Below are 19,386 nucleotides of genomic sequence, written 5' to 3'. Positions count from 1 at the left end.
GAAAATGACTCAGCTAAACAGAATCATTATGCAGAATAACTTTATGACGAACACAGCAGTACGTGGGGAGAATGACTAATGTCTGGCGATGATCGCGAGCCAATTGGCCGTAAAGGTAAACCCGCCGGGCGCAAGCCTGCGCGGACTCGTCCGGTTCGCCGCAGCCGTCGGGATGACGACTACGACGAATACGAAGAAGAGGAACTCGATGACGAGTATGAGGATGAAGATGATTACGAAGAAGAACGGGGATCTCGCATGAGCCGCAAAGCACCGCCGCGTAAAGCGAAAAAAGGCGGCAAGAAGAGCCTGAAACGCCGTATTTTCTGGCTGCTGGTCAAGCTGTTCATCGTCTTTGCCATTCTGCTGGGCATTTACGCGGTCTATCTGAACCGTGAAATACACAGCCGCATCGACGGCGGTAAAGTCTGGCAATTACCGGCGGCCGTTTATGGTCGTCAGGTGAACCTTGAGCCGGATATGTCCATCAGCAAAGCTGAAATGGTCGGGCTGCTGGAAGGCACGCAATATCGCGAAGTGACGCGCATCACCCGTCCGGGCGAATTTACCGTTCACGCAAATTATATTGATTTACTGCGCCGTCCGTTCGATTTCCCGGAAGGCAAAGAAGGGCAGGTTAACGCGCGTCTGATGTTTGACGGCAACAGTCTGTCAGAAATTAAAAACCTGGATAATCAGCGTGATTTCGGGCTGTTCCGCCTGGATCCGCGTTTGATCACCATGTTGCAGGCGTCCAATGCTAACGGCGAACAACGCCTGTTCGTGCCGCGTTCCGGCTTCCCGGACTTGCTGGTTGATACCTTGCTGGCAACGGAAGACCGCCATTTCTACGAGCACGACGGGATTAACTTCTATTCCATCGGTCGTGCGGTGGTGGCGAACCTGACAGCCGGTCATGCGGTGCAGGGCGGCTCTACGCTGACCCAGCAGTTGGTCAAAAACCTGTTCCTGACCAACGAACGCTCGCTGAGCCGTAAGGCGCGCGAAGCGGTGATGGCGGTCTTGCTCGACGCCGACTACAGCAAAGATCGCATCCTTGAGCTGTATCTGAACGAGGTATATCTCGGCCAGAGCGGTTCGGATCAGATCCGCGGTTTCCCGCTGGCGAGCCTGTACTACTTTGGCCGTCCGGTGAACGAACTGAGCCTCGATCAGCAGGCATTGCTGGTCGGTATGGTGAAAGGCGCATCGCTGTATAACCCGTGGCGTAACCCGGCGATGGCGTTGCAACGTCGTAATCTGGTGCTGCGTTTGCTGGTCGATCAGAAAGTTATCGATCAGGAATTGTATGACATGCTGAGCGCGCGTCCGCTGGGCGTACAGCCCAAAGGCGGGGTGATTTCACCGCAGCCTGCGTTTATGCAGATGGTGCGTCAGGAATTGCAGGCCAAACTGGGCGATAAAGTTCAGGACATGTCCGGGGTGAAAATTTTCACCACGCTGGATCCGATTTCTCAGGATGCGGCGGAAAAAGCAGTTGAGGAAGGCATTCCGTTACTTCGCAAGAAAAGCGGCCTGAACGACATCGAAACCGCGATGGTGATTGTTGACCGTTATACCGGCGAAGTGCGTGCGATGGTCGGCGGGGCGGAAACGCAGTTTGCCGGTTTCAACCGCGCCATGCAGGCGCGCCGTCAGGTCGGTTCTCTGGCTAAACCAGCGACCTATCTGACTGCGCTGTCGCAGCCGGATAAATACCGTCTGAATACCATTCTTGCTGACCAGCCGCTGAACCTGAAACTGGCGAACGGTCAGATCTGGTCGCCGAAAAACGATGATCATCAGTTCCGCGGTCAGGTTCTGCTGGTCGATGCGCTGGCGCGTTCCATGAACGTCCCGACGGTTAATCTCGGTATGGCGGTGGGTCTCGACAACATCACAAAGACGCTGATTGATTTGGGGATCCCGAAAGAATCCCTGAACCAGACGCCGTCGATGTTGCTCGGTGCAATCGCGCTGACGCCGATGGAAGTGGCGCAGGAATACCAGACCATTGCCAGCGGCGGTAACAAAGCGCCACTGTCGGCGGTGCGTTCGGTGATTGCGGAAGACGGCACGGTCTTGTACCAGAGCTTCCCGCAGGCAGTACGTGTGATCCCTGCTCAGGCCGCTTATCTGACATTGTACGCAATGCAGCAGGTGGTTCAGGAAGGGACATCGCGCGCGCTGGCGAACAAATTCCCGAAACTGCATCTGGCCGCGAAAACCGGGACATCGAACGAACTGCGTGACAGCTGGTTTGCCGGTATCGACGGCAATCAGGTCGCAATCACCTGGGTTGGCCGCGATAACAACGGCCCGTCTAAGCTGTGGGGTTCGACCGGTGCACTGGTGCTGTATGGCCGCTATCTGGAAAACGGCACGCCTCAGCCGCTGGATCTGCAAATGCCGGAAGGTATCAGCCCGATGAATATCGACGGCGCGGGTAACTTTGTGTGTGGTGGCGGCGGTATGTTGGGCGGTGGCACCGTGCGTTCCATTCCGGTGTGGACGGATTCACCGGATGCTATGTGCCAGGCTTCTGTTTCTGCCGTTCAGCAGCAGCAACAGCAGCAACAACAGCAGCAGATTCAGCAGCAACAGCAGCAACAACAGCCTCAGGGCCAGCAACCTCAGGCGCAGGACGAGAAGAAAGACAGCAACGGTGTTGCCGGTTGGATCAAGGACATGTTCGGTTCCGGCCAGTAACAAATTGTTGATTTCAGGTACATTAAAGGGCGCGATGAAAATCGCGCCCTTTTTAATTGTTATTCTTAACTCAAATTTCCCCGTCGTGTTTTACATTCCCGTCAGGTCTTTCACAACTCATTCCGTATAATTCATAGGCGTTTTTACCCATGCTTAACATGGGGATACTTTTTATTCATTCAGCCAATCTATGAGTCAAATAGGCTTGCAGAGCCCCGCGCAATGCGCATATTATGCGACGGTCATAATAATAATTATCGTTTACATTCCCATTACCACTCCAGAGATAATGCAATGGCTTCTCAATGCTCGCTTTCAAACTCAGTCCAAAAAGGCGCATTTAAGCGTCGGACGCTCGCGTTAACCATTACCGCCGTTCTGGGCTCCACCGCGTTTTACGCAGGTGCAGCAACCACAGCAACCGCAAAAGAAGATACGATTAATGTCACCAGCTCTGCGTCTGCTGATGTCGCACAGGAATCGGCATGGGGCCCGGCCGCAACAATCGCGGCAAAACACAGTGCGACCGGGACTAAAACCGATACGCCACTGGTGAAAACCCCGCAGTCTGTTTCCGTGGTCACCCGTGAAGAAATGGACATGAAGCAGCCTGTGACGGTGAAAGAAGCGCTGGGTTATACGCCGGGTGTCTTCGCCAGCCGTGGTAGCTCCAACACCATCGATGCTATGGCAATCCGTGGCTTCACCTCTGTGAATACCAACCAGTATCTCGACGGTATCAAACTTCAGGGTGATAACTATTCTGAAGTGTCGATGGATCCGTACATGCTTGAGCGTGTCGAAGTGCTGCGCGGGCCGTCTTCCGTTTTGTACGGTAAAAGCAACCCGGGCGGCGTTGTCAGCATGGTCAGCAAGCGCCCGACCACTGAACCACTCAAAGAAGTACAGTTCAAAATGGGTACAGATAATCTGTACCAGACCGGGTTTGATTTCAGCGATGCCATCGACGATGCGGGCGTGTATTCCTACCGTCTGACCGGTGTGGCACGTAGTCAGGATGCGCAGCAGGAAATGGCGAAAGAAAAACGCTATTCCATTGCTCCGTCTTTCTCATGGCGTCCTGATGATAAAACTGATTTCACCTTCCTGAGCAATTTCCAGAACGATCCGGATGCGGGTTACTACGGATGGTTGCCACGTGAAGGCACCGTTGTGCCGTATTACGACGCCAACGGTAAAGCGCATAAACTGCCGACAGATTTCAACGAAGGCGAAGCGGGTAACCGCATGTCCCGTAATCAGAAAATGGTCGGTTACAGCTTTGCGCACCAGTTTGATGATACCTGGACAGTTCGCCAGAACCTGCGTTACACCAAACTCGATACGGAATATAAATCGGTTTACGGCTTCGGCTACCTCGGCAACGGCAACATTACGCGCAGCTATGTTCAGTCCAAAGAGAAGCTGGCGAACTTTGATGTTGATACGCAGGCACAAGCTAAATTCGGTACCGGTGATGTTGATCACACCGTGCTGGCAGGCGTCGATTACATGCGTATGCGTAACGATATTGATGCGGATTACGGCAGCGCAAGTAATCTGAATCTGGCCAATCCGCAGTACGGTAACGGCAATGTCTCGCTGTACTTCCCGTATGAGATCCTCAACCGTCAGGAACAAACGGGCCTGTACGTGCAGGATCAGGCGGAATGGAACAAGTGGATCCTGACCCTCGGCGGTCGTTACGATTTCGCGAAAAGCTCAACCTTTACCCGCACAACGAACACTTCTGCGCAGATCAACGACGAGCAGTTTACCTGGCGCGGCGGTCTGAACTACCTGTTTGACAACGGTATTTCTCCGTACTTCAGCTACAGCGAATCCTTTGAACCGACTGCCGGCGCGACCAAAGAAGGGAAACCGTTCGATCCTTCAATGGGCAAACAGTACGAAGCCGGGATCAAATACATCCCGAACGATCGTCCGATCAGCCTGACCGCGGCGGTATACCAGCTGACAAAAGACAAAAACCTGACTGCCAACCCTGCTGATGCTGCCTTTAGCGTTCAGTCTGGTGAAATACGTTCGCGTGGTGTTGAACTCGAAGCCAAAGCTGCGATTAACGCTAACATTAACGTGACGGCGTCTTATACCTACACTGATGCCAAGTACACGCATGACACCACTTTCGAAGGCAAACGCCCTGTTGAAGTACCGGCAAATATGGCGTCTCTGTGGGCGGATTACACCTTCCACGAAACGGCTCTCAGCGGCCTGACCGTAGGCTCCGGTGTGCGTTATGTCGGGGCCAGCTCCAGCTTCTACACAACGAACGGTGTAAATGCAGACAAAGCGAATGAAGCATTCAATGTCTCTTCATACACACTGGTGGATGCAACGGTGAAATACGATCTGGGTCGTTTCGGCCTGCCGGGTTCTTCCGTGGGCGTGAACATCAACAACTTGCTGGATCGTGAGTACGTTGCCAGCTGCTACCGCGATTACGCCTGTTACTGGGGTTCAGATCGTCAGGTTGTGGCAACAGCCACCTTCCGTTTCTAAAAGTTTTAAGAAGTTAAATCCGGGCACGCTGGTCGTGCCCGTTTCCAATTCACTTCCAGACGCCACGTAGAAAATCTTATGCCTGATAACAACGTACACCCGTCTTCATCGCTGCCTGACAGCGTCTTTCGCCTGCAAGAAGTCAGCTTTTCAGTGCCGGGGCGAACGTTGCTCGCGCCACTGTCGCTGACTTTCCCGCAGGGAAAAGTGTGCGGGCTGATTGGCCATAACGGCTCCGGGAAATCAACGTTGTTAAAAATGCTGGGACGGCATCAGCCGGCGACGTCCGGAACGATTTATCTGAATGAAACGCCGCTGGCCCAGTGGGACAGCAAAGCGTTTGCGCGTCAGGTTGCGTATCTGCCGCAGCAACTTCCGGCCGCAGAAGGCATGACGGTGCAGGAACTGGTGGCGATTGGCCGCTATCCGTGGCACGGCGCGCTGGGGCGTTTTAAACATCAGGACAAAGAAAAAGTCGAAGAAGCCATTGCGCTGGTGGGCCTGAAACCGTTCGCCCAGCGCCTGGTCGACAGCCTCTCGGGCGGCGAGCGTCAGCGTGCGTGGCTGGCAATGATGGTCGCACAGGACAGCCGTTGCCTGTTGCTCGACGAACCGACTTCCGCGCTGGATATCGCGCATCAGAAAGATGTGCTGGCGTTGATCCAGCGCCTGAGCCGTGAGAAAGGCTTAACCGTGATCGCGGTATTGCATGATCTGAATATGGCGGCGCGTTATTGCGATGAACTGATGGCATTGCGCGGCGGTGAGATGATCGCGCAGGGCGCGCCGGAAGACATGATGCGCGGTGACGTTCTCGAACAAATTTATGGTATTCCGATGGGCATTCTTCCGCATCCTGCGGGCGGTGCGCCGGTAAGCTTCGTTTACTGATATGTCTGATATTCAACGTTATTCAGGGCTGACGCGCCGTCGTCTTTTACAGATGATGGCGCTGTCCCCGTTACTGACTTCCCTGCCAGCGCTGTCTGCCTCGCGCCCTGATCTGAGCCGCATTGTTACCCTCGAATGGTTACCTACCGAGTTGCTGATTGCGCTCGGCGTGATGCCGCTGGCGATTGCTGATATTCCCAATTACAACCTGTGGGTGGCGGAACCGCCGCTGGCGCCCGGCGTTATCGATGTCGGCCAGCGCACCGAGCCTAACATGGAGCTTATCCAGCAACTGAAACCTTCTTTGTTGCTGATAACGCAAGGTTATGGCCCGGACACCCAACAGCTGGAAACCATCGCGCCGGTGCTGGGTGTGAAAGCCAATGATGGCAGCGCGAAGCCGATGCAGCTGGCGATCAAATCGCTGCATAAACTGGCGGATACGCTCGGTTTGCAGGATCGCGCCGAAGAACATTTACGAGTGTACAACGACGCCATTGCGAAAACGCGTGAGCTGATGAAACCGGTCGCGCAGCAACCGGTTCTGCTGATGACCTTTATCGACCCGCGCCATGTTCTGGTGTTTGGTCAGGGCAGCATGTTCCATGAAATCATGGGCGATGTCGGGCTGACCAACGCGTGGGGTGGCGAAGGCAGTTTCTGGGGCAGCGTGTCGGTAGGCGTTGAGCGCCTGACCCGCATTAAAAATGCCCGCGTGCTGTGTTTTGATCACGGCAGCGCTGACATCATGGACGCGGTTGCCAAAACGCCGCTGTGGAAATCGATGCCTTTCGTCCGTTCAAATCAGTTCAGCGTTGTCCCCGCCGTCTGGTTCTACGGCGCGACGTTCAGCGCCATGCATTTCTGTAAAATCCTGAACAGCACACTGGGGAAACCGGTATGAACCGCCGTTCACTCAGCGTTTCGCTGATCCTACTTTTGGTTCTGGCGCTGGCGGCCGGTGCGCTCAGCATCTACAACCTGCACCAGCAATTGCCTTATCACTTATGGCGCGGCGCGCTCTGGCAGCCGGACATCGATGATGTTCAGCAGATGCTTTTCCATTACAGCTCACTGCCGCGCATCGCCGTCGCGCTGCTCGCCGGTGCCGGTCTGGGGCTGGTCGGTTTACTGTTCCAGCAGGTATTACGTAATCCGCTGGCCGAACCCGCGACGCTGGGCGTTTCAGCGGGCGCGCAGCTCGGCCTGACGATCGCCACTCTCTGGGCGTTGCCGGGCGGCATGCTCACGCAGCAGTTTGCCGCGATGACTGGTGCGGTGGTGATCGGCGGACTGGTGTTCGGGATCGCCTGGGGCAAACGCATGTCGCCGGTGACGCTGATCCTCGCGGGGCTGGTGCTCGGTTTGTATTGCGGGGCGGTGAATGGCCTGCTCGGGATCTTCAACTATCAGAGCCTGCAAAGCCTGTATATGTGGAGCAGCGGTTCGCTGACGCAGCAGGACTGGGATGTCGCGACGTTTTTACTGCCGCGCGTGATTATCGTCTGGCTGCTGGCGTTCCTGTTGCAGCGCCCGATGACGCTGCTCGGGCTGGATGACGGTGTCGCGAAAAACCTGGGTTTAGGCTTGTCGGCGGCGCGTCTGGCAGTGCTGGCGCTGGCGATCCTGATGAGTGCGCAGCTGGTCAACGCCGTCGGGATAATCGGTTTTATCGGCCTCTTTGCGCCGCTTCTGGCAAAAATGCTCGGCGCACGTCGCCTGACTGCGCGTCTGGTGATGGCTCCGCTGATTGGTGCATTGCTGCTGTGGTTCACCGATCAGGTGATGCAGTACGTGACGCAAATCTGGATGGAAATCCCGACCGGTGCCGCGACCGCGTTAGTCGGTGCGCCGTTGCTGCTGTGGCTGCTGCCGCGTCTGCGAAACAGCATGACGCCGCCGCCGATGAATCAGGGCGACAATGTGCCCAATGAACGTCACCATCTGGTGCGTTGGGTTGCGCTGGCTTTACTGGTGCTTCTCGCCGGGCTGGTGATAGCGCTTATGGTCGGGCGTAATGCGACAGGCTGGAGCTGGGCGACGGGCGCAGATTTGCAGGCGTTGCTGCCGTGGCGTTTACCGCGCGTACTGGCGGCGCTGGCGGCAGGGATTATGCTGGCATCTTCCGGCGTGCTGATTCAGAAACTGACCGGTAACGCGATGGCGAGCCCGGAAGTGCTGGGGATCAGCTCCGGTGCGGCGACCGGCGTCGTGGTGATGATGTTTATCGTTCCCGGCGATGCGTTTGTGTGGCTGCTGCCTGCGGGCAGTGCCGGTGCGGCGTTAACGTTGCTGGTGATTATGGTCGCCTCCGGCCTGCGCAGTTTCTCGGCGGAACGGATGTTGCTGACCGGCATTGCGTTGAGTACCGCTTTCACCACGCTGATGACACTGCTGCTGGCCAGCGGCGATCCGCGTATGGGCGGTTTGCTGACCTGGCTTTCCGGTTCGACCTATTCAGTGACTGCGCCGATGGCGTGGCGAACGCTGGCGCTGGCCGCCGTGCTGATGGCCATCGTGCCGTTCTGCCGCCGCTGGATAAACATCTTGCCGCTCGGCAGCGTGACCGCGAAATCCGTCGGGCTGGCGCTGACGCCAACGCGTGTGGCGATCCTGCTGCTGGCCGCCGTGATGACGGCGGCCGCAACGCTGACCGTCGGGCCGCTGAGTTTTGTCGGGCTGATGGCACCGCATATGGCGCGCATGATGGGATTCCGCCGCGCCGTTCCGCAGTGGATGGTGGCGAGTATTCTCGGCGGTTTGCTGATGGTCTTCGCGGACTGGTGTGGCCGTATGGTGATCTTCCCAAACCAGATCCCCGCCGGTTTGCTCGCGACCTTCATCGGCGCGCCGTACTTTATCTATCTGCTGAGAAAGCAGGCGAGTTAACGTGTTTGCCAATAGAAAAGGGGCCAGATGGCCCCTTTTTGCTTTCTGCAGGATAGAGCGGCTTAAAGCTTAGCGAAACAGCGGCGCGCGGCGTCGATGGTGCGCTGAATGTCTTCCTGCGTGTGGGCCAGAGACATGAAGCCCGCTTCGAACGCGGAAGGTGCCAGATAAATGCCTTCTTCCAGCATCATGTGGAAGAATTTTTTGAAACGCTCAACGTCGCATTTCATCACGTCCTGATAGCTGGTGACGGTTTTGGCATCGGTAAAGAACAGGCCAAACATGCCGCCGACGTGGTTCACCACGAACGGAATGTTCTCTTCTGCTGCGGCTTCACGTAAACCTTCAGCCAGCTGCGTGGTGCGTTCGGTCAGGGTCTGATGCACGCCCGGTTGTGCCACCTGCGTCAGGCAGGCGATACCGGCTGCCATCGCAATCGGGTTACCGGAAAGCGTACCCGCCTGGTACACCGGCCCGGTTGGCGCCAGCGCTTCCATCACATCGCGACGACCACCAAACGCGCCTACCGGCATACCGCCGCCGATGATTTTACCCAGACACGTCAGATCAGGCATCACATCGTAATACTCCTGAGCACCGCCCAGCGCGACGCGGAAACCCGTCATCACTTCGTCGATAATCAGCAGTGCGCCGAACTCATCACAAATTGCACGCAGGCCCGGCAGGAATTCCGGCAGTGGCGGCACGCAGTTCATGTTGCCCGCGACCGGCTCAACGATGATACAGGCGATGTCGTCAGGATATTGTTCGAACGCGGCGCGCACTGAATCCAGATCGTTATACGTACAGGTCAGCGTGTGTTTGGCGAAATCAGCCGGAACACCCGGAGAGTTTGGCTGGCCGAGAGTCAGCGCGCCGGAACCGGCTTTCACCAGCAGGCAGTCGGCGTGGCCGTGATAGCAGCCTTCGAATTTGACGATTTTATCGCGATGCGTGAAGCCGCGCGCCAGACGGATGGCGCTCATGGTCGCTTCCGTTCCGGAGTTCACCATGCGAACCATGTCCATGCTTGGCACCAGCCCGGTGACCAGCTCGGCCATTTTGACTTCCATTTCGGTCGGTGCGCCAAAACTCAGGCCGCGTTGCGCTGCTTCAATAACCGCGTTGCGGATTTCCGCGTTGTTGTGGCCGAGCACCATCGGGCCCCACGAGCCAACATAGTCGATATAGGCTTTGCCATCGGCATCAAACAGGAACGCGCCGTCTGCGCGCGCAATGAATAAGGGGACGCCGCCGACGCCGGAGAAGGCACGTACCGGCGAGTTAACACCGCCCGGGATTAGCGCTTGCGCCTGCGTGAACAGACTTTCTGACTTACTCATTATTCGGCTCCTGAATTGCTGGGTTCTGTATGTAATAAGAATGTTGATGCGCCCATTCTAGTGAAGTGAGCGGCGTTATCAAACCGTAAACCGTGCGGCATATTGTTGCAGATCCTGTCAGGCCGGCATTTTGTATGATTAAATCCATCAATCTTTCCCAACTCTTTCCAAATAACCTTTCACCAAATGAATGAATCAGGCTCTGAACATTTAGATAATCCGCGCCTGCGCGGTCCGCGTAAGCGCAGTGAAGTGCTGCGCCTTTTTCTGCGCCGCGATAAAACGCCGGTCACGATTTTGATAGTCGCCGCGGTGGCCGGTACCGTCGCCGGGTTGCTCGGCGTGGCGTTCGAAAAAGCGGTTAACTGGGTGATGCACCTGCGCCTCACCGGCTTGGGATTTTTCAGCGATTACTGGATCCTGCTGTGGCCGCTGACCTTTGTGGTTTCCGCCGTGCTGGCGATGTTTGGTTATTACCTGGTGCGCAAATTCGCGCCCGAAGCGGGCGGCTCCGGCATTCCTGAAATTGAAGGCGCGCTGGAAGAATTACGGCCGGTTCGCTGGTGGCGCGTTATCCCGGTGAAGTTTTTTGGCGGGATGGGCACACTCGGCGCAGGCATGGTATTGGGCAGGGAAGGGCCGACCGTGCAGATGGGCGCAAACGTCGGGAAAATGATGGTGGATATTTTCCGGCTGCGCAGCGCTGAAGCGCGCCATTCTTTGCTGGCAACCGGCGCGGCGGCCGGGCTTTCGGCCGCTTTTAACGCACCGCTGGCGGGGATCCTGTTCATTCTCGAAGAGATGCGTCTGCAATTCCGGTACAGCCTGATTTCCATCAAAGCGGTGTTTATCGGTGTGATTATGTCGAGCATCGTCTTTCGTGTTTTCAACGGCGACGGCGCGGTAATTGAAGTCGGGAAACTGGCGAACGCACCGCTCAACACGCTGTGGCTGTATCTGGTGTTAGGCATGGTTTTTGGCGTGGTGGGCGTCAGCTTTAACGCGCTGATTTTCCGTACGCAGGATATGTTTGCGCGCATTCACGGCGGCAATCTGAAGAAAATCCTGATTATCGGCGGTACTCTGGGCGGCTTTTGCGGGTTGCTCGGGCTGGTTCAGCCGGAAGCGGCAGGCGGCGGCTTTGCGCTGATCCCGCTGGCGGCGGCCGGCAAATACAGCCTGCTGATGCTTCTGTTTATCTTTGTTGTCCGCGTTGCGACCACGTTATTGTGCTTCGCCTCCGGTGCGCCGGGCGGGATTTTCGCGCCGATGTTAGCGCTCGGCACTTTGCTGGGCACCGCATTCGGCACCGCGGCGATGTACTTTTTCCCGCAATACGGCATTGAGCCCGCGACCTTTGCAATTGCCGGAATGGGCGCGTTATTTGCAGGCAGTGTACGTGCTCCGCTCACCGGAATTGTGCTGGTGCTGGAAATGACCGATAACTATCAGCTCATTTTGCCGATGATTATTACCTGTCTCGGCGCAACGCTGCTGGCACAGTTTTTGGGGGGTAAACCCTTGTATTCGGCCATTCTGACCCGCACCTTGCAACGGCAGGAAAGTGAAAATGCCGAAAAAGCGGAAGCAGAATCTGAGACTAAAGGCACCATTAGTCAGGACAGCGCGACCAAAACACCCCATACTTGAAGCATTAACTCAGGTATAAGATAATGAGTACATTATTCAGACAGTCAATCCGGCGGCCTGAACAAATGCGGATTGGGAGCGAGAGATTATGAGCGAAGCATTGTTGAATGAAACTGCTGCGTTGCCGTTACAGTTTACTGAAAACGCAGCGAAGAAGGTGAAGAACCTGATTTCTGATGAAGAAAACCCGAACCTGAAACTGCGTGTTTATATCACCGGTGGTGGTTGCAGCGGTTTCCAGTACGGCTTTACCTTTGATGACAAAATCAACGACGGCGACATGACCATTGAGAAATCAGGCGTGGCGCTGGTGGTCGATCCGATGAGCCTGCAATATCTGGTGGGTGGCTCCGTGGATTATACCGAAGGTCTGGAAGGCTCACGTTTCGTGGTGACGAATCCGAATGCGAAGACGACATGTGGTTGCGGTTCCTCCTTCAGCATCTGATATTCCCCTTCGTCCTTAAAAGAATAAGCCCGTTTGCTGATGCAGACGGGCTTTTTTAATGGCTGATAGCGGACGCTGAGGTAAGTAAGCATTCACATGCCACTTACCATTCCACCGTGACCAGTTTGGAATCTGTGCTGATGCCCGGAACGGAAGCGAGCATCATTTCACTGATGTGAGGCTGCATCATCGTGCGGCTGGCGCAGGTAACTGACGTGCCGGAGTGCGCCACATCCACTTTGCAGGTCGGTAAAATGGTCAGGCTGATGTGGATCTCGCCACTTGTCATGCCCGCGACCGCGACCAGCGGGCTCAAAGCCAGCAGCACGCTGAGTAGGAGTACTTTCATTAATATTTTTTCCTGCTGGTGTAATCACAATAAAAATCAGCCGGGGGCTGAGAAGGTTATCGGTAATGTTTTCGTGGCCTTTAATCCAAAATTCTTATGATTTGGATGCCAGTCATGCCTTTTAGTGACGTTATTTTTAACGTTCTGGCGTGACTTTTATTATTTCGTTTGTACAACAAAGAGATAATGTTCAAGCGGGGAAAGTGCACGAACCGGATAATTCTACGACAGGCATGTTACCAGATGACAGGGCTGTATTCTTGATTTTGGTTAATAAAAGAACAATTCGGAAAAGTGCGACAACGCACAGATTTTGGCAGAAAGACGTTTTGTTAGTAAGTATTCACCTTTAAGGCAAGGCAGCAAGCTGAGGGCAGAGCTGTTGAGCGGCCAGCAAAATACGTGGCCCCGCGCGGCTGAACCAGTCCGGTTCGAGTGCGATAACCTGCGCATTGAGCAGGGAATGCCAGTAGCCTTCAATGATGGCTTTTTGCGATTTTCCTCCCGATATAACAATAACCTGCGGCTGACGGCTTAAAACCTGCTCCCGGCTGACCTGAGGCCACGGAACACGGCTGTCGGCGAAAACGTTTTTTGCGCCACACACTTCCAGCACTTCACTTTGCATTGTTGCGGATGAGGCGGTAAACAGCGGCTGAGTGCCGAACTGGATAAATGCCGGCACCGGCTTTTCGCGGTGATATTTTTGCTTCAGCGCCTGCCATTGCTGACGAAAATCACGGGCTGCCTGCTGAGCTTTTGCAGGCTCCGGGCTGTAGGCTGCCAGCTGTTCCAGCGCCTTTGCCACATCTTGCGCATTCTGCGGATCGAGATAAATGACCCTGATGCCCAGAGACGTGAGCTGATCAAGCGGACGCTGCGGATTACCGCCGCGCCAGGCGAGCACCAGATCCGGTTTTAGCGTCACAATGCGCTCGACATTGATTCCCTGCCAGTTCGCAACCTGCTCAAGCTTGCTGGCCTGCGGCGGGAAGTCGGAGTAAGCACTAACTCCGACCAACTGATCGCCCATGCCCGCAGCAAACGCCAGTTCTGTCAGATTAGGCGCGAGGCTGATCACCCGCTGCGCCGGTGCCGCTGTCGCCATCAGGGGCAGCGACAGGCAAATCAGCAAAAGACAGAACCGGCGCATCATCACTCTTCGGAAGCAGCCAGTGCTTTCAGCATGGCATCAACCATCAGCGTGGATTGCTGTGCAGCAACCACCAGGAACTCTTCAAAGCTCAGGTGAGATTCGGTGTCTGCGACGTCAGAAATGGCACGCACAACCACGAAAGGCGTGTCGAAAAGATGGCAAACATGGCCAACTGCGGCAGCTTCCATTTCCACGGCAGCGACGTTCGGGAAGGTGGCACGAATGCGGGCCAGAGGCGCGGCACCGTTGATGAATGCGTCACCGCTGCACACCAGACCGCGCACGGCGTTCAGGTCCAGCTCGCGGATACAGGTTTCAGCCAGTTCGATCAGGAAAGGGGCTGCCACGAAAGCTGCCGGGCAACCCGCCATCTGACCCGGCTCATAACCAAATGCGGTCACATCCGCGTCGTGGTAGCGAACTTCATCGGAAACCACGATATCGCCGACTTTCAGCGTTTTCGCCAGACCACCGGCAGAACCGGTATTGATCACCACATCCGGGCGGCAATGTTCCAGCAGCAGCGTCGTACCCATCGCCGCAGACACTTTACCGATGCCTGATTTCAGCAGCGCGACGTCCACACCGTTCAGCTGACCGGTATAGATTTCGCAGCCAGCACGCTCGATAGTCTGACGGTTGATGATTTTGTCGCGCAGCAGGGTCACTTCCTGCTCCATTGCGCCAATAATGCCTACTTTCATATAAATACTCGCAGATTGGGGTGAAATGAACCGCAACAGGTGCGGAATTGACGGTTTAATAACGAAAACAATGTGCGATAGTCTATCATGGCTAAAGGGAAGAGATAATGCGTTTGGGCCGTGGGTTTTGTTACGCAAAACGCGGGCTGGCCGGGCGCGTGAGTGGCTGAAAAGGTGGGAAATCATGTCCGGGATCGATTTTAAAGCGAAATTCAATTTTCAGCGCCCGTTTAGCGCCCCGATTGAGGCGCGGGATGCATATGATGTCGTCCGGCAGTTTGAGAGCGACCGGGGACGTATTATCAATTCTGCCGCCATCCGCCGTCTGCAACAAAAAACACAAGTCTTCCCGCTGGAGAAAAATGCCGCCGTCCGCAGCCGCCTGACGCATTCCCTCGAAGTTCAGCAGGTGGGCCGCCACATTGCGAAAGAAATCCTGCACCGCCTGCGCCGTCAGGGCAAGCTCGGGGTTTACGGGCTGGACGACGTGACCGATCCGTTCGAAAGCGTAGTTGAAATGGCCTGCCTGATGCACGACATCGGCAATCCGCCTTTCGGGCATTTCGGCGAGTCGGCAATTAATAACTGGTTCAAAAAGCGCATGGATATCGAAAGCTGTGGCGAAACGCCGCCGGAAACCGATTCCTGTCTGGTGGCCTGTTTGCGGCTGACGCCGGACGAGGCGGAGCTGAATCAGTTGCGCAGTAAAATTCGTTATGACCTCAGTAATTTTGAAGGCAACGCGCAGGCCATTCGCCTGGTATTTACGTTGCTCAAACTCAATCTGACCTACAGCCAGACCGCCTGCATCCTGAAATATACCCGTCCGGCGTACTCAATGAACCGCCTGCCTTCGCACGATTATCTGATGAAAAAGCCCGGTTTTTATCTGGCCGAAGAAACGTTCATCAAAGAGCTGCGTAGCGAACTCGGATTAGGGGAGTTCAACCGTTTCCCGCTGACCTACATTATGGAAGCGGCGGATGATATTTCTTACTGCATCGCCGATCTGGAAGATGCGGTTGAGAAAAATATTTTCAGCGTCGAAGAACTCTATAAATATCTGATGCGTGAATGGGGCGACATTGAGAAGAATGACATCTTTGATAAAGTGGTTCGCACCGCGTATGAAAAAATGGATAAAGCGAAAACATTCCGTAATCCGGTGGATTATTTCTTTATGGAACTTCGCGTTCAGACGGTTAAACAGCTGGTGCCTCATGCAGCGCGCAGATTCATTGATAATATAGAAGATGTTTATCAGGGAACCTTTAATCACGCGCTGCTCGAAGACGACAGCCAGGCGAACCGTTTGTTAGAAATTTATAAATCCGTCGCATTCAAACAGGTATTCAACCATCCTGAAGTCGAGGAGCTGGAATTACAAGGCTATCGGGTGATCAGCGGATTACTGGATATTTACAGCCCGTTGCTGGATATGCCATTGTCTGATTTTAGCCAGCTGGTTGAGGAGGATACGCACAGGAAATATCCTATAGAAACCCGTCTGTTGCATAAGATTTCTGCCAAACACCGTCTGGCGTATAACAATGCCGTCGTGGCGCTCGAAGGCGCAGGCGTTTCGGAATTTTCCGCGCAGGAGTTCTATTACCGGGCGAGAATGATTCAGGATTATATCAGCGGCATGACAGACCTTTATGCGTACGACGAATATCGCCGTCTGATGGCGGCGGAGTAATTTGTTTTAAAAAGACAGATTTTAACGTCTTTTATTTTCTTTACGAAACTGTCCGAAAAAGCGCCATTTGTAAATAATGACAATACTTTTTTACCATTGTCAGTATGACCCTGATGAACTTCACGCTATTAATACCATCTCAGTATCACGACTACCAAGCAACGCGACTATTTTGGTTGCCACAATAATTTTAAGAGATCCTGAAAAATGAAAAAATCGACTTTATTCCTCAGCGCTTTAGCGTTAAGTGTTGGTATGGCAATGGCCCCGGTTTCGTCTGCTCTGGCTGCCGAAACCGCATCTTCGAGCACCACACAGCTGCCAAGCCTGGCACCGATGCTTGAAAAAGTCATGCCGTCCGTAGTGAGTGTGAACGTTGAAGGCAGCGCGCCGGTGAAAACACCACGCATGGGCCAGCAGTTCCAGCAATTCTTTGGTCAGAACTCTCCGCTGTGCCAGGACGGTTCGCCGTTCCAGGGCTCCCCGGTTTGCCAGGGCGGCGGTCAGGACGGACAACCCGCTCCTGAACAGAAAGAAGATTTCCGTGCGCTGGGTTCCGGTGTGATTATTGATGCGGATAAAGGTTATGTTGTGACCAACAACCACGTTGTTGATAACGCGACAAAAATCACCGTACAGCTGAACGATGGCCGTAAGTTCGATGCGAAAGTGATCGGTAAAGATCCACGTTCTGACATCGCGGTTATTCAGCTGCAAAACGCCAAAAACCTGACCGCGATTAAAATCGCCGATTCCGAGCAGCTGCGCGTGGGTGACTACACCGTGGCGATCGGTAACCCGTATGGTCTGGGCGAAACCGTGACATCCGGTATCGTGTCTGCGCTCGGACGTTCTGGCCTGAACATCGAAAACTATGAAAACTTCATCCAGACGGATGCGGCGATCAACCGCGGTAACTCCGGCGGCGCGCTGGTGAACCTGAACGGTGAACTGATTGGTCTGAACACGGCGATCCTGGCACCGGACGGCGGCAATATCGGTATCGGTTTTGCGATCCCAAGTAACATGGTGAAAAACCTGTCCAAACAGATGATCGAATTCGGCCAGGTGAAACGTGGTGAACTGGGCATCATGGGCACCGAGCTGAACTCCGAGCTGGCGAAAGCGATGAAAGTGGACGCACAGCGTGGCGCGTTCATCAGTCAGGTCATGCCGAAATCTGCCGCAGAAAAAGCGGGCATCAAAGCGGGCGACGTTATCCTGAGCATGAACGGCAAGCCAATCAGCAGCTTCGCGTCGTTCCGTGCGGATATCGGCACCATGCCAATCGGCACCAAAGTGACGCTGGGTCTGCTGCGCGAAGGGAAACCGATGAATGTTGACGTAACGATTGAGCAAAGTACGCAAACGCCTAAAGTTGAATCCGGCAACATTTTCACCGGCATTGAAGGTGCTGAGCTGAGCAATGGCACCGCGGGCGACCAGAAAGGCGTGAAAGTTGACGAAGTGAAACCGGGTTCAAAAGCCGCGAACATTGGCCTGAAAAAAGGCGACGTGATCCTGGGCGTGAACCAGCAGAAAGTCGCTAACTTAGGCGAGCTGCGTAAAATTCTGGATACCAAGCCGTCTGTACTGGCGCTGGATATTCAGCGTGGTGACTCTTCAATCTACCTGCTGGCGCAATAATCCGCAGGCAGACCTCACAAGGCACGCTACGGCGTGCCTTTTTTTATGCATTTTTCTCCCGATCCGCGCCTGAATTTTCTTGGGCATTTGCTTAAAAATGTGACCTTACCCGCAACTTCAATAGGTGCTTTCGCTCTTTGGGCATTTGCATAATGTGTCGGAGTAAGCCGCTGGGTATGCTGGTCTGACAACGATAAAACAGGCAAGGCAGGGGATCATGTCAGCGTATCATCTCGATGCAAAGCTGGCGCAACAGATTGTTGCCCGAACAATGCAAATCATTGATAGTAATGTGAATGTCATGGATGGACGGGGAAGAATAATCGGTAGCGGCGACGATCAGCGTCTTGGCGAATTGCACGAAGGTGCGCTGTTGTCCATTTCGCAGGAGCGTATTGTCGATATCGATGAAGGTGTTGCACGGCATTTGCACGGAGTGCGTCCGGGTATCAATCTGCCGCTGCGCATAGATGGCCAGATTGTCGGCGTGATTGGACTGACCGGCAATCCGTCACAGCTGCGTCAGTACGGCGAGCTGGTTTGTATGACCGCCGAAATGATGCTTGAGCAGGCGCGTTTGTTACATATGCTCGCACAGGACAGCCGTTTGCGCGAAGAACTGGTGCTGAACCTGATCCGCGTGGATGAACTTTCTCCGGCATTAATGGAATGGGCGCAGCGTCTGGGCATTGACCTGAACCGCCCGCGCGTGGCGGCGGTGGTTGAAGTCGACAGCGGTCAGCTCGGCGTGGATTCCGCGATGGCGGAGCTGCAACAGCTGCAAACCTTACTGACCACGCCGGAGCGCGATAACCTGATCGCGATTGTTTCGCTCACCGAAATGGTGGTGCTGAAACCAGCGCTGAACAGCTACGATCGCTGGGATCCGGACGGTCACCGGCAGCGAATCGATCATCTGTTGTCGCGCATGACCGAAACAGGTCGTCTGCGCGTCCGTATTTCCCTCGGCAACTTCTTCAGCGGTCCCGGCAGTATTGCCCGATCGTATCGCACCGCGCGAACCACCATGACCGTCGGCAAACAGCGTATGCCCGAACAGCGTTGCTATTTTTATCAGGATCTGATTTTGCCGGTGCTGCTCGACAGCCTACGCGGCGGCTGGCAGGCCGATGAACTGGTGCGGCCGCTGGCGCGTCTGAAGGCCACCGACGGCAACGGATTACTGCGCCGTACACTGGCGTCGTGGTTCCATAATAATGTGCAACCCACGGCAACGTCTAAGGCACTTTATATTCACCGTAATACGCTGGAATATCGATTGAACCGTATTTCGGAATTAACCGGTTTGGATCTGGGGAATTTTGACGATCGTCTGTTGTTGTATGTGGCACTTCAATTAGATAACGATCAGGTTTAA

The 19,386-nt window shown here is 54.9% G+C and carries 14 protein-coding genes; 10 read left to right on the top strand and 4 right to left on the bottom strand.

Annotated elements, in window-relative coordinates:
• The first annotated feature begins 78 nt into the window (after nucleotides 1-78).
• From mrcB to fhuB, 5 genes are all read left to right on the top strand, one after another.
• Nucleotides 79-2,709 carry a bifunctional glycosyl transferase/transpeptidase gene (gene mrcB / locus M2403_RS12200; RefSeq protein WP_259229306.1) on the top strand — a complete coding sequence of 877 codons (2,631 nt, stop codon included), beginning with the start codon at nucleotides 79-81 and terminating at the stop codon, nucleotides 2,707-2,709.
• A gap of 294 nt (nucleotides 2,710-3,003) precedes the next feature.
• Nucleotides 3,004-5,232 (top strand): ferrichrome porin FhuA, encoded by a 2,229-nt coding sequence (gene fhuA / locus M2403_RS12195; RefSeq protein WP_217152683.1) that lies wholly within the window; start codon nucleotides 3,004-3,006, stop codon nucleotides 5,230-5,232.
• Between the two features lie 78 nt (nucleotides 5,233-5,310).
• Nucleotides 5,311-6,123 carry a Fe3+-hydroxamate ABC transporter ATP-binding protein FhuC gene (gene fhuC / locus M2403_RS12190; protein WP_195813762.1) on the top strand — a complete coding sequence of 271 codons (813 nt, stop codon included), beginning with the start codon at nucleotides 5,311-5,313 and terminating at the stop codon, nucleotides 6,121-6,123.
• A gap of 1 nt (nucleotide 6,124) precedes the next feature.
• Nucleotides 6,125-7,027: a Fe(3+)-hydroxamate ABC transporter substrate-binding protein FhuD gene (gene fhuD / locus M2403_RS12185; protein ID WP_259229304.1), complete on the top strand. Its 903-nt coding sequence runs from the start codon at nucleotides 6,125-6,127 to the stop codon at nucleotides 7,025-7,027.
• Nucleotides 7,024-9,012, top strand: a complete 1,989-nt coding sequence (fhuB, locus tag M2403_RS12180; protein ID WP_208949978.1) for a Fe(3+)-hydroxamate ABC transporter permease FhuB — start codon at nucleotides 7,024-7,026, stop codon at nucleotides 9,010-9,012. The genes fhuD and fhuB overlap by 4 nt, the downstream gene beginning before the upstream one ends.
• 62 nt (nucleotides 9,013-9,074) lie before the next feature.
• On the opposite strand, the gene hemL is transcribed toward fhuB, so the two are convergent.
• The gene (hemL, locus tag M2403_RS12175) at nucleotides 9,075-10,355 is read right to left on the bottom strand and encodes a glutamate-1-semialdehyde 2,1-aminomutase (protein ID WP_152327665.1); all 1,281 of its coding nucleotides are present in this window, start codon (nucleotides 10,353-10,355) and stop codon (nucleotides 9,075-9,077) included.
• A 186-nt stretch (nucleotides 10,356-10,541) separates the two neighbouring features.
• On the opposite strand from hemL, the gene clcA reads away from it, so the two are divergent.
• Entirely contained in the window at nucleotides 10,542-12,005 is a 1,464-nt protein-coding gene (gene clcA / locus M2403_RS12170) for a H(+)/Cl(-) exchange transporter ClcA (RefSeq protein WP_259229302.1), read from the top strand.
• An 88-nt stretch (nucleotides 12,006-12,093) separates the two neighbouring features.
• The gene (gene erpA, locus M2403_RS12165) at nucleotides 12,094-12,453 is read left to right on the top strand and encodes an iron-sulfur cluster insertion protein ErpA (RefSeq protein WP_369825840.1); all 360 of its coding nucleotides are present in this window, start codon (nucleotides 12,094-12,096) and stop codon (nucleotides 12,451-12,453) included.
• Between the two features lie 103 nt (nucleotides 12,454-12,556).
• Here the strand turns inward: erpA and M2403_RS12160 are convergent, their stop codons facing one another.
• The 3 genes from M2403_RS12160 to mtnN form a co-directional block, all read right to left on the bottom strand.
• Nucleotides 12,557-12,802, bottom strand: coding sequence for a hypothetical protein (locus tag M2403_RS12160; RefSeq protein WP_152327667.1), 246 nt, complete (start codon nucleotides 12,800-12,802; stop codon nucleotides 12,557-12,559).
• Between the two features lie 349 nt (nucleotides 12,803-13,151).
• On the bottom strand, nucleotides 13,152-13,958 hold the full coding sequence (gene btuF / locus M2403_RS12155) for a vitamin B12 ABC transporter substrate-binding protein BtuF (protein ID WP_165059063.1): 807 nt from the start codon (nucleotides 13,956-13,958) through the stop codon (nucleotides 13,152-13,154).
• A complete protein-coding gene (gene mtnN / locus M2403_RS12150; protein WP_152327669.1) occupies nucleotides 13,958-14,662 on the bottom strand; it encodes a 5'-methylthioadenosine/S-adenosylhomocysteine nucleosidase in 705 nt (234 codons plus the stop codon). Before mtnN ends, btuF begins: the two co-directional genes overlap by 1 nt.
• A 184-nt stretch (nucleotides 14,663-14,846) precedes the next feature.
• Here mtnN and dgt point away from each other — a divergent pair, with 184 nt between their 5' ends.
• From dgt to M2403_RS12135, 3 genes are all read left to right on the top strand, one after another.
• Entirely contained in the window at nucleotides 14,847-16,361 is a 1,515-nt protein-coding gene (gene dgt, locus M2403_RS12145; RefSeq protein ID WP_259229298.1) for a dGTPase, read from the top strand.
• Between the two features lie 207 nt (nucleotides 16,362-16,568).
• On the top strand, nucleotides 16,569-18,008 hold the full coding sequence (degP, locus tag M2403_RS12140) for a serine endoprotease DegP (protein ID WP_259229297.1): 1,440 nt from the start codon (nucleotides 16,569-16,571) through the stop codon (nucleotides 18,006-18,008).
• A gap of 217 nt (nucleotides 18,009-18,225) precedes the next feature.
• Nucleotides 18,226-19,386, top strand: a complete 1,161-nt coding sequence (locus tag M2403_RS12135; RefSeq protein WP_152327672.1) for a CdaR family transcriptional regulator — start codon at nucleotides 18,226-18,228, stop codon at nucleotides 19,384-19,386.

It is taken from the genome of Rahnella sp. BIGb0603, from assembly GCF_024808755.1.
Classification (GTDB): Bacteria; Pseudomonadota; Gammaproteobacteria; order Enterobacterales; family Enterobacteriaceae; genus Rahnella; species Rahnella contaminans.
This window is presented reverse-complemented; position numbering and strand designations above follow the sequence as displayed.

Excerpts from the sequence above, each read along its gene's own strand:
- mtnN (WP_152327669.1), bottom strand. The coding sequence starts at position 14,662 with ATGAAAGTAGGCATTATTGGCGCAATGGAGCAGGAAGTGACCCTGCTG.
- clcA (WP_259229302.1), top strand. The coding sequence starts at position 10,542 with ATGAATGAATCAGGCTCTGAACATTTAGATAATCCGCGCCTGCGCGGT.
- erpA (WP_369825840.1), top strand. The coding sequence starts at position 12,094 with ATGAGCGAAGCATTGTTGAATGAAACTGCTGCGTTGCCGTTACAGTTT.
- M2403_RS12135 (WP_152327672.1), top strand. The coding sequence starts at position 18,226 with ATGTCAGCGTATCATCTCGATGCAAAGCTGGCGCAACAGATTGTTGCC.
- M2403_RS12160 (WP_152327667.1), bottom strand. The coding sequence starts at position 12,802 with ATGAAAGTACTCCTACTCAGCGTGCTGCTGGCTTTGAGCCCGCTGGTC.
- dgt (WP_259229298.1), top strand. The coding sequence starts at position 14,847 with ATGTCCGGGATCGATTTTAAAGCGAAATTCAATTTTCAGCGCCCGTTT.
- fhuB (WP_208949978.1), top strand. The coding sequence starts at position 7,024 with ATGAACCGCCGTTCACTCAGCGTTTCGCTGATCCTACTTTTGGTTCTG.
- fhuA (WP_217152683.1), top strand. The coding sequence starts at position 3,004 with ATGGCTTCTCAATGCTCGCTTTCAAACTCAGTCCAAAAAGGCGCATTT.
- fhuC (WP_195813762.1), top strand. The coding sequence starts at position 5,311 with ATGCCTGATAACAACGTACACCCGTCTTCATCGCTGCCTGACAGCGTC.
- fhuD (WP_259229304.1), top strand. The coding sequence starts at position 6,125 with ATGTCTGATATTCAACGTTATTCAGGGCTGACGCGCCGTCGTCTTTTA.
- degP (WP_259229297.1), top strand. The coding sequence starts at position 16,569 with ATGAAAAAATCGACTTTATTCCTCAGCGCTTTAGCGTTAAGTGTTGGT.
- hemL (WP_152327665.1), bottom strand. The coding sequence starts at position 10,355 with ATGAGTAAGTCAGAAAGTCTGTTCACGCAGGCGCAAGCGCTAATCCCG.
- btuF (WP_165059063.1), bottom strand. The coding sequence starts at position 13,958 with ATGATGCGCCGGTTCTGTCTTTTGCTGATTTGCCTGTCGCTGCCCCTG.
- mrcB (WP_259229306.1), top strand. The coding sequence starts at position 79 with ATGTCTGGCGATGATCGCGAGCCAATTGGCCGTAAAGGTAAACCCGCC.